Below are 9,645 nucleotides of genomic sequence, written 5' to 3'. Positions count from 1 at the left end.
TACTACGCTTTTTGTGGGCTCGGAGATGTGTAGAAGAGACATGGCTTGCGTCGTCCGTGGTGCGGCGGGCTCGGGGAGCCCGCCGGGAGTCCGGACCGCCGGTCACTCGGCGGCGGCGGTCTCGCTGGTCTGCTCGCTGGTCTGCTCGGTCGTCTGCGCGGCGGGTGCCTCCGGCGCGGCCGTGGCGGCCTCGCCCTCGGCGGGGGTACCGGCCCGGTCCCGGGCTCGTCGCTGCTCGGCGCGGGCCTCGGCCTTCTTCTTCGTCGGTCCGATCACCATGATCATGTTGCGGCCGTCCTGCTTCGGCGCCGACTCGACGTAGCCGAGCTCGGCGATGTCGTCGGCGAGACGCTCGAGCAGGCGGCGGCCGAGCTCGGGGCGCGACTGCTCGCGACCGCGGAACATGATCGTCACCTTGACCTTGTCGCCGGCCTTGAGGAACCGCTCGACGTGGCCCTTCTTGGTGCCGTAGTCGTGCGGGTCGATCTTCGGACGGAGCTTGATCTCCTTGATGACCGTGTTGACCTGGTTCTTGCGGGCTTCCCGTGCCTTCATGGCGGCTTCGTACTTGAACTTGCCGAAGTCCATGAGCTTGGCGACCGGCGGCTTGGCCATGGGGGCCACCTCGACGAGGTCGAGGTTCGCCTCCTCGGCCAGACGCAGCGCGTCCTCGACGCGCACGATGCCGACCTGCTCACCGTTGGGGCCAACCAGACGCACTTCCGGGACCCGGATGCGCTCGTTGATGCGAGGCTCGCTGATGTGGTGCTCCTAAGTTCGATGACTGGTGTGACCTGCGGGAACTGCTCTGCTGGTGCCTGACCCGGAACGAGAAAAGGCTCCTCGTGGGTGCACGAGGAGCCCTGGGTCACGCGGGCGGTGCCGTCACCGGCACCGCACACGGCTCGCCGGTGCCGACCGCACAGCCGTGCGGCGACGCTCCGTCGAGCGGACCTGGGACCCGGCGACCTGCTGGTCGTCGCGGGTGGAAGCGAGCTTCTCTTGCACGTCGTCCCCGCTCCGGCCCGGAGGCGCGAGGCGTGGACGACTGGTCAGTGCTCAAGGGTAGCAGCCGGGACGCCCGGTACCGAATCGACGCCGGGCGCGACCGCGGCGCGGGGGCCCGCACCACCGCGCCGACCCCTGGCGCGTCCGCGGGGCGCGAGGGCCCCGGCGAGGGCGACGACGACGCCGATGGCCGACACCGACAGGAACCCCCACTGCCAGCCTGCCCGGTCGATGGCGAATCCGGCGATGGGCGCACCGAGCGCGGAGCCGGCCGTCATGGCCGAGCCGTGCCACCCCATCATCTCCCCGCGGTGCCGCTCGGGCACGAGGCGGCTCAGCTGCTCGACGGTCGCGGTGATGGTGGGCGCGCAGAGGACACCGCACACCGTGACGAGGACGGCGAAGGCCGGGACCCCGGCGGCGAGGGCGACCGGCGCCGTGGTGGCCGCGAGGCCCGCGAGCAGCCAGAACACCGAGACCGACCGGTGCCAGGCGCCGTAGACGAGGCCACCGACGAGCGACCCGAGACCCCACAGCGCCAGGACCCAGCCGATGGACGCGGTCGAGCCGAACGTGCGCAGGGCGGCGACGACCGACACGTCCGTGCCGGAGAGCACGAGCGTCGAGCACGCGGCAGCGAGCAGGACGGCGGCGACGGGCAGCGTCACGAAACCGGGCAGCCCGAGCCGTCCGACGGAGGCGCGCCCGCCCGCCTTGGGCACGCCGGCGTCACCCGCCGCCCGGGCTTCGTCGTCGGCGCGGTGGGCCTCGGCCGGGCCCGTCGGCGTCGACGTCAGGGGCGGGTTGACGAGCCACAGGACGAGCCCGGCGGCGACCGAGGCCATCTCGCAGACGAAGAGCGCCCACCCGGTGTCCCACGACGTGGCGAGCCAGACGCCGATGGCCGGGCCCGCCATGAAGGACAGCTCGGTGGCCGACGAGTCGAGCGACAGGGCGGTGCGGCGCTGGTCGCTCGGCACCGACCGGATGATGACCTGGCGGAGGATGGAGAACGTCGGCACGACGAACAGCCCGGCGAGCGCGGCGAGGCCCACCAGCGGGGCGTAGTCCACCCAGGGCGCGATCGACCAGCAGACGACCTGGACGACCAGCGAGGGGCCGACGGTGCGACGCAGGCCGATCCGGTCGAGCAGGCGACCGCGCCACGGGCCCGAGACCGCGACGGCGACCGTGGAGGCGGCCGAGACCAGCCCGGCCGCGCCGTAGCTGCGCCCCAGGCTCGTGACGACGTGCAGCGTGAGGATGACGGCGCCGGCCCACATCGGCACGCGGATGAGGAAGCCGAGCAGCAGCGCGCGTCGGGTGTCGCGGTCGGCGAGCACCGGCCCGTACTTCCGGAGGTCCATGTGGCCAAGACAACCACCCGCCGCCGACAGCTCGCACCCGGGTTTCGCCGGGTCGTCGGGCAGCGGCCAGGCGGCGGCCAGGCGGCGGCCATGCAGGGGTGGTGATGCCTTGTGGCGGCTGGGCAAGAGCGGAAAGGTGGGGTCATGGCAAAGACGCCCGGCAGATCAGACCTCCCTGCGGCCCCCAGCCCCGCCTCGCCGCAGGACATCCGCAACGTCGTCCTCGTCGGCCCCGGCGGCGCCGGCAAGACGGCCCTCTTCGAGGCCCTGCTCGCGGCCCGCGTGCCGGGCCAGCGCACCGGTGGCCCGGGCCCTACCGACCACGTGCGCACGACGACGTTGACCGCAGCCTCCTTCGACAGCGGCGGCGTCGTCCTCAACCTCCTCGACACCCCCGGCTACCCCGACTTCGTCGGCGAGCTGCGGGCCGGGCTCCGGGCGGCCGACGCAGCGGTCTTCGTCGTCTCGGGCGCCGACGACATCGACCGCCCCGTCGCACTGCTCTGGCGCGAGTGCGCGGCCGTCGGGATGCCGCGGGCCGTCGTCGTCACCCACCTCGACCAGCCACGCGCCGAGTTCGCGGCGACCGTCGAGACGTGCCGTCGCACCTTCGGGGACGCGCGGGCCACGCACTGGCCGGTCCTGCAGGACGGCGCGGTGACGGGGGTCGTCGGACTGCTCACCGGCGAGACGTCGGCCGAGCACGAGGACGCCCGCAGCGCGCTCATCGAGTCGGTCATCGAGGAGTCCGAGGACGCGACGCTGCTCGACCGCTACCTCGAGGGCGAGCCCCTCGACACGGCCTCCCTGCTGGCGGACCTGCGCACCGCCATCGAGCTCGGCTCGTTCTTCCCGATCCTGCCGGTCTCGCCGCTGACCGGCGCCGGTGTCGAGGAGCTGCTCGGGGTCATCGAGGGCGCCTTCCCCGACCCGACCGTGCACCCGCTGCCGATGGTGACCACCCCCGCCGGCGGCCACGTCTCGGGGGTCGTGTGCGACCCCGACGCGCCCCTCGTCGCCGAGGTCGTCCGCACGACGACCGACCCGTACGTCGGGCGCCTGTCGCTGGTGCGCGTGTTCTCCGGCACGCTGCGCGTCGACGACACCGTCCACGTCTCCGGCCACCTCGGCGACTTCGTCGGGCACGACGTCGCCGGCCACCCGGCCCATGACGACGACGAGCGCGTCGGGCCCCTCGCCTCACCCTTCGGCGACGCGCACCGACCCCGCGGCAACGCCGTGGCCGGCGACCTCGTCCTCGTCTCGAAGCTGACGCGGGCCGAGACCTCCGACACCCTGTCCTCCCCCGACCGGCCGGCCGTCGTCGCCCCGTGGCTGCTGCCCGAGCCGCAGCTGCCGGTCGCCATCCACGCCGCGACGAAGTCCGACGAGGACAAGCTCGCCGGCGCACTGCAGCGGATCGTCGCCGAGGACGTCACGGTGCGGCTCGACCACTCGGTCGAGACGGACCAGGTCGTGCTCTGGACGATGGGCCAGGCCCATGTCGACGACCTCATCGGGCGGCTGTCCGACCGGTACGGGGTGACCGTGGAGGCCGAGCCGTACCGCACCGCCCTGCGCGAGACCTTCGTGCGGTCCTGCTCGGTGCAGGGCCGGCACGTCAAGCAGTCCGGGGGCCACGGCCAGTACGCGGTGTGCTCGATCCAGATCGAGCCGCTGCCCCGCGGCGCGGGGTTCGAGTTCGTCGACAAGGTCGTCGGCGGCGCCGTGCCGCGGCAGTTCATCCCGTCGGTGGAGAAGGGCGCCCGGCTCCAGCTCGAGAAGGGGTTGCTGACGGGCCACCCGGTCGTCGACGTGCGGGTCACCCTCGTCGACGGCAAGGCGCACTCGGTCGACTCCTCCGACGTCGCCTTCCAGACCGCGGCCGCCCTGGCGCTCAAGGAGGCCGCCAACGAGTCGACGATGGCCCTGCTCGAGCCGATCGACCGCGTCGACATCACGATCGCCGACGAGTACCTCGGCGCCGTCATGTCCGACCTGCGCGGCCGGCGTGGCCAGGTGCTCGGCACCGAGCCGGCCGACGGCATCGACGACGGCGGCGGGTGGACGGTCGTCCATGCCGAGGTCCCCGCGGCGGAGCTGTCCCGCTATCCCATCGACCTGCGGTCGGTCTCGCACGGCACCGGGTCGTTCACGCGCGAGCCGGTCCGGCACGACCTGCTACCCGCGGACAAGGCCAAGGAACTGCTCCGAGGCTGAGGCGTCGGTCAGGAATCGAGAAGCGCCACAGGTTCGCCCGCACCTAGCGTGGACGGCGCCGGGTGGCCCGCGACCGCGCGCCGCCTCGCCCGGCACGGCGCCGCGCGACGTACGCTCGGGCCGGACGACGACGACGCACACTGCCGGCAGGACGGGGAGACACGATGGCCACAGGCACGACGACGACCGACGCGCGCACGAGACCGGCTGGTGCACCGAGCCGCCCGGCCGCCCACGCGGCCGACCGCCACGACCTCATCCGGGTGCAGGGTGCGCGGGAGAACAACCTCAAGGGCATCGACGTCGAGATCCCGAAGCGTCGCCTCACCGTCTTCACCGGAGTGTCCGGCTCGGGCAAGAGCTCGCTCGTCTTCAGCACGATCGCCGCCGAGTCGCAGCGCATGATCAACGAGACCTACAGCACCTTCGTCCAGGGCTTCATGCCCTCGCTCGCGCGACCCGAGGTCGACGTCATCGAGGGGATCACGACGGCGATCCTCGTCGACCAGGAGCGGATGGGCGCCAACGTCCGCTCGACGGTCGGCACCGCCACCGACGCCAACGCGATGCTCCGGGTGCTCTTCAGCCGCATCGGCGAGCCGTTCGTCGGACCGCCGACCGCCTTCGCCTTCAACGTCCCCACCCGCAAGGCGAGCGGCATCATGACCTCCGACACCGGAGAGAAGCGCGTGGCCCGCAACGTCGTCTACCTCGGCGGCATGTGCCCGGCCTGTGAAGGGCGCGGCAGCATCTCCGACCTCGACCTCGGCGCGATCGTCGACGAGAGCAGATCGCTCGTCGACGGTGCGATCCTCGTGCCCGGGTACACCGCCGACGGCTGGATGGTGGCGGCGTTCAAGGCCGCGGTGCCACCGGACGTGCCGATCAGGGACTTCACGCCCGAGCAGCGCCAGGACTTCCTCTACGGCGAGCCGCGCAAGGTGAAGGTCGAGAAGATCAACGTCACCTACGAGGGCCTGATCCCGAAGATCCGCAAGTCGATGTTCAGCAAGGACGTCGACTCGCTGCAGCCGCACATCCGTGCCTTTGTCGAGCGCGCAGCGGTCTTCGCTCCCTGCCCCGCCTGCGAGGGAACCCGCCTCAACGAGGCGGCGCGGTCCTCGAAGATCAACGGCAGCAGCATCGCCGACGTGTGCGCGATGCAGATCACCGACGCCGCCGAGTGGGTGCGCGGCATCCGGGACCGGTCGGTCGCCCCGCTCGTCGGCAACCTGCTGCACCTGTTCGACTCGTTCGTCGAGATCGGGCTGGGCTACCTGTCCCTCGACCGTCCGGCCGGCACGCTCTCGGGCGGGGAGGCCCAGCGCACCAAGATGATCCGTCACCTGGGGTCGGCGCTCACCGACGTGACGTACGTCTTCGACGAGCCGACCATCGGCCTGCACCCGCACGACATCCAGCGGATGAACAGGCTGCTGCTCGAGCTGCGCGACAAGGGCAACACGGTGCTCGTCGTCGAGCACAAGCCCGAGACCATCGTCATCGCCGACCACGTCGTCGACCTCGGCCCGGGGGCCGGCACCGCCGGCGGCACGGTCTGCTTCGAGGGCGACGTCGCGGGGCTCGAGGCCTCCGACACCCTCACCGGTCGACACCTGCACTACCGGGCCTCGCTCAAGGACCGGGTGCGGACGGCTCGGGGCGCCATCGAGATCCGCGGAGCGTCCTCGCACAACCTGCAGGACGTCGACGTCGACGTGCCGCTCGGGGTGCTCTGCGTCGTCACCGGTGTCGCCGGCTCGGGCAAGAGCTCGCTCATCCACGGCTCGCTCGCGGGCCACGAGGACGTCGTCGTCATCGACCAGGGCGCCATCAAGGGCTCCCGCCGCAGCAACCCGGCGACGTACACGGGGCTGCTCGAGCCCATCCGCAAGGCGTTCGCGAAGGCCAACGGCGTCAAGCCGGCTCTCTTCAGCGCGAACTCCGAAGGCGCCTGCGAGAGCTGCAACGGCAACGGCATGATCTACACCGAGCTCGGGTTCATGGAGACCGTGGCGACGTTGTGCGAGGAGTGCGGCGGCAAGCGGTTCCAGGCCTCGGTCCTCGAGCTGAGGTTCGGTGGCCTGAACATCGCCGAGGTGCTCGAGCTGCCGGTGGCCGAGGCTCACGCATTCTTCGCGTCCGGGGAGGCGAGGACGCCGGTCGCGGCGTCGATCCTGCAGCGGATGGAGGACGTCGGCCTCGGCTACCTCAAGCTCGGGCAGCCCCTCAACACCCTCTCGGGCGGCGAGCGCCAGCGGCTCAAGCTGGCGATGCGCATGGGCGAGAAGGGCGGCGTCTACGTCCTCGACGAACCGACCACCGGACTGCACCTCGCCGACGTCGACAACCTGCTGCGGCTGCTCGACCGGCTCGTCGACTCCGGCAAGTCGGTCATCGTCATCGAGCACCACCAGGCCGTCATGGCGCACGCGGACTGGGTCATCGACCTGGGGCCGGGCGCGGGGCACGACGGCGGACGCGTCGTCTTCGAGGGGACGCCGGCGGCCCTCGTCGCCGGGCGGGCGACCCTCACCGGACAGCACCTCGCCGAGTACGTCCGCGCCTGAGGCGTCGCGCACACGGCAACGGCCGGCCGGGCGGGTGCCCGGTCGGCCGTTCCGTCGTGCTGCGACGACGCAGTGGGTGACGTCGGCTGGTGATGCCAGCCGGTGCCGTCGGCTGGTGGTGTCAGCTGGCCCGTGCGTGCGATGCAGGGGTGGGAGTCACCGGCGCAGCAGGGCGGCCGCGTCGAGCGGCGAGGTCGACGGGCGGCGCGACGGCCCGGCCGCCGCGCGCGGGCCGCCGCGTGAGGCGCTCGGGGTCGGCCTGGGCCACGGCCTGGATCCCGGCGGCGATGCGGTCGAGGTCACGGTCACGCGCGCCGAGGCGGCTTGCGCTGCCGGCGAGGTGGCCGCGCCGAGCGGAGGCGGCCAGCGCTCGGAGGGAGTCGAGGGAGAGAATGCGTGTCGTCGTCATGACTCCATGATGCAACGTTGCACCATTCAGCACAAGCGATGCTTTCTTCACAACCATTAAGCCCTACTGTAGTATTGGGTCATGCTCGACACCCACCGCCTCCGCGTCTTCCGCTCCGTCATGGCCAGCGGTTCCATCCAGGCCGCCGCGGACAACCTCGGCTACACCCCGTCGGCCATCAGCCAGCAGATCTCGGCCCTCGCCCGGGAGACCGGGCTGACGCTCTTCGAGCGCGAGGGACGCGGCCTGGCCCCCACGGCCGCGGCCCGCGCGCTCGTGGCGAACACCAACGAGCTCATGGGGCAGCTGAGCCGCCTCGACGGCGTCGTGAGCGACCTGCGCGAGGGGCGCTCCGGGCGGCTCACCATCGGCTACTTCGCCTCCGCGGGCGCCGAGTGGATGCCGACCCTGGCCCGGCGCCTCACGACCGAGCTGCCCGACCTCACCCTCGAGCTCGTCCTGACCGAGTTCCCCGAGCACGTCGGTGTGACGCTCGACCTCGACATCGTCATCGACACCCCGGGAGCCCAGGACCCTCCGGGCTCGCGGCGCGTACCCCTCGCCGTCGACCCGTACGTCGTCATCCTGCCGGCCGACCACCCACTCGCCGGCGAGGACGAGGTGGGCCTGGCCCAGCTCGCCGGCGACAGCTGGATCCGCAACGACCTGCCGAACACCGCGTGCTCGCGGATCTTCGCGGCGGCGTGCGAGTCCGCCGGTTTTCAGCCGCACTTCGCCGTGCAGGCCCAGGACCACTACACGGCCATCGCCTTCGTCAAGGCCGGCGTCGGTGTCACCGCGGTACCGCAGTTGGCGGCCCACGTCATCCCGTCCGGTGTACGGGTGCTGCCCCTGACCGCACCGACTCCGGTGCGCCACATCGCGGCCGTCGTGCGCGACCCTGCGGGCAACAGCGCCGCGCAGCGCGCGGTCGAGCTGCTGCAGGAGCTCATCGGCTGACCCGGCCTGGCGACGGCTCGGTGCGTGCCGCCTGTGCCCCCGTCGCCCCGATGCCCAGCTCGCCTCAGAGGCGAACGAGCATCTTGCCGGTGTTCTCCCCGCGCAGGACGCCGAGGAAGGCGTCGACGGCGTGCTCGATGCCGTCGACGAACGTCTCGCGCGTGGTCAGGGTGCCGTCGGCGATCCAGCCCGCGGCTCGTTGTGCGTACTCGCCGGCGAGGTCCCAGTGGTCACCGACGAGGAAGCCGGTGATCGTGCCACGCGTCTGGATGAGCCGGGACAGGTTGCGGGGTCCCGGCTGCGGCTCGGTGGCGTTGTAGACCGAGATGGCCCCGCAGATCGCGATGCGACCGCCGCGGGAGAGCGAGCCGATGGCGGCCTCGAGGTGGTCGCCGCCGACGTTGTCGAAGTACACGTCGACGCCGTCCGGCGCTGCCTCGCGGAGCATCGTCGACACCTTCCCGGCGCGGTAGTCGAAGGCGGCGTCGAAGTGCAGGTCCTCGAGCACGTGGCGGACCTTCTCGGGGCCGCCGGCGCTGCCGACGACCCGCGACGCGCCGAGCGCCTTGGCGACCTGCCCTGCCACGCTGCCCACGGCTCCGGCGGCGCCGGAGACGAAGACGACGTCGCCCGGGCGCACCTGTGCCACGCGGGTGAGGCCGGCGTAGGCGGTGAGCCCGGTCATGCCGAGCACGCCGAGGTAGGCCGACGCCGGGGCGATCGTCGTGTCGACGACGCGAACGGCGGACGCGTCGAGCACTGCCACCTCGCGCCAGCCCAGGCCGTGCAGGACGTGGTCGCCGACGGCGACCCCGTCGGCCCGCGACTCCTCGACGACGCCGACGGCTCCCCCGTGCATCGCCTCACCGAGGGCAAAGGGCTCGGCGTAGGACTTGGCATCGCTCATCCTGCCGCGCATGTAGGGGTCGACCGACATGACGACGTTGCGCACGCGGACCTGACCCTCGCCCACCTCGGGCACGTCGCTCGCCACGAGCTCGAAGTCCTCCTGCCGCGGCCAGCCGACCGGGCGTGACAGGAGGCGCACCTCGCGAGGCGGTGTGGTCGTGGCGCTGGTCGTGGCGGTGGGGGTGGCGGGGGACGTGGTGGT

Annotated in this window: 7 protein-coding genes; 3 read left to right on the top strand and 4 right to left on the bottom strand. The window is 72.3% G+C overall.

Going from position 1 to position 9,645, the window contains the following annotated elements; translation table 11 throughout:
* Positions 1-102: 102 nt before the first annotated feature.
* The gene (gene infC, locus ACPYOM_RS18410; RefSeq protein WP_481341078.1) at positions 103-720 is read right to left on the bottom strand and encodes a translation initiation factor IF-3; all 618 of its coding nucleotides are present in this window, start codon (positions 718-720) and stop codon (positions 103-105) included.
* A gap of 332 nt (positions 721-1,052) precedes the next feature.
* Positions 1,053-2,375: an MFS transporter gene (locus tag ACPYOM_RS18405; protein ID WP_481347065.1), complete on the bottom strand. Its 1,323-nt coding sequence runs from the start codon at positions 2,373-2,375 to the stop codon at positions 1,053-1,055.
* 144 nt (positions 2,376-2,519) lie between these two features.
* Here ACPYOM_RS18405 and ACPYOM_RS18400 point away from each other — a divergent pair, with 144 nt between their 5' ends.
* Both ACPYOM_RS18400 and ACPYOM_RS18395 read left to right on the top strand, forming a co-directional pair.
* Positions 2,520-4,595 (top strand): elongation factor G-like protein EF-G2, encoded by a 2,076-nt coding sequence (locus ACPYOM_RS18400; RefSeq protein WP_481347064.1) that lies wholly within the window; start codon positions 2,520-2,522, stop codon positions 4,593-4,595.
* Positions 4,596-4,759: 164 nt separating this feature from the next.
* Positions 4,760-7,165: an ATP-binding cassette domain-containing protein gene (locus tag ACPYOM_RS18395; RefSeq protein ID WP_481347063.1), complete on the top strand. Its 2,406-nt coding sequence runs from the start codon at positions 4,760-4,762 to the stop codon at positions 7,163-7,165.
* Positions 7,166-7,286: 121 nt separating this feature from the next.
* Here the strand turns inward: ACPYOM_RS18395 and ACPYOM_RS18390 are convergent, their stop codons facing one another.
* Positions 7,287-7,574, bottom strand: a complete 288-nt coding sequence (locus ACPYOM_RS18390) for a hypothetical protein (RefSeq protein WP_481347062.1) — start codon at positions 7,572-7,574, stop codon at positions 7,287-7,289.
* A gap of 81 nt (positions 7,575-7,655) precedes the next feature.
* Between ACPYOM_RS18390 and ACPYOM_RS18385 the strand changes: the two genes are divergently transcribed.
* Positions 7,656-8,534 (top strand): LysR family transcriptional regulator, encoded by an 879-nt coding sequence (locus tag ACPYOM_RS18385; protein WP_481341083.1) that lies wholly within the window; start codon positions 7,656-7,658, stop codon positions 8,532-8,534.
* 64 nt (positions 8,535-8,598) lie between these two features.
* Here ACPYOM_RS18385 and ACPYOM_RS18380 read toward each other — a convergent pair.
* On the bottom strand, positions 8,599-9,645 hold a 1,047-nt coding region (locus ACPYOM_RS18380; protein ID WP_481347061.1), incomplete at its 5' end, for an NADP-dependent oxidoreductase.

It is taken from the genome of Monashia sp. HAY1-2A, from assembly GCF_056755315.1.
This window is presented reverse-complemented; position numbering and strand designations above follow the sequence as displayed.

Bases quoted from the DNA above. Each gene is read 5' to 3' on its own strand.
- ACPYOM_RS18405 (WP_481347065.1), bottom strand. From the start codon at position 2,375: ATGGACCTCCGGAAGTACGGGCCGGTGCTCGCCGACCGCGACACCCGA.
- ACPYOM_RS18400 (WP_481347064.1), top strand. From the start codon at position 2,520: ATGGCAAAGACGCCCGGCAGATCAGACCTCCCTGCGGCCCCCAGCCCC.
- ACPYOM_RS18395 (WP_481347063.1), top strand. From the start codon at position 4,760: ATGGCCACAGGCACGACGACGACCGACGCGCGCACGAGACCGGCTGGT.
- ACPYOM_RS18390 (WP_481347062.1), bottom strand. From the start codon at position 7,574: ATGACGACGACACGCATTCTCTCCCTCGACTCCCTCCGAGCGCTGGCC.
- ACPYOM_RS18385 (WP_481341083.1), top strand. From the start codon at position 7,656: ATGCTCGACACCCACCGCCTCCGCGTCTTCCGCTCCGTCATGGCCAGC.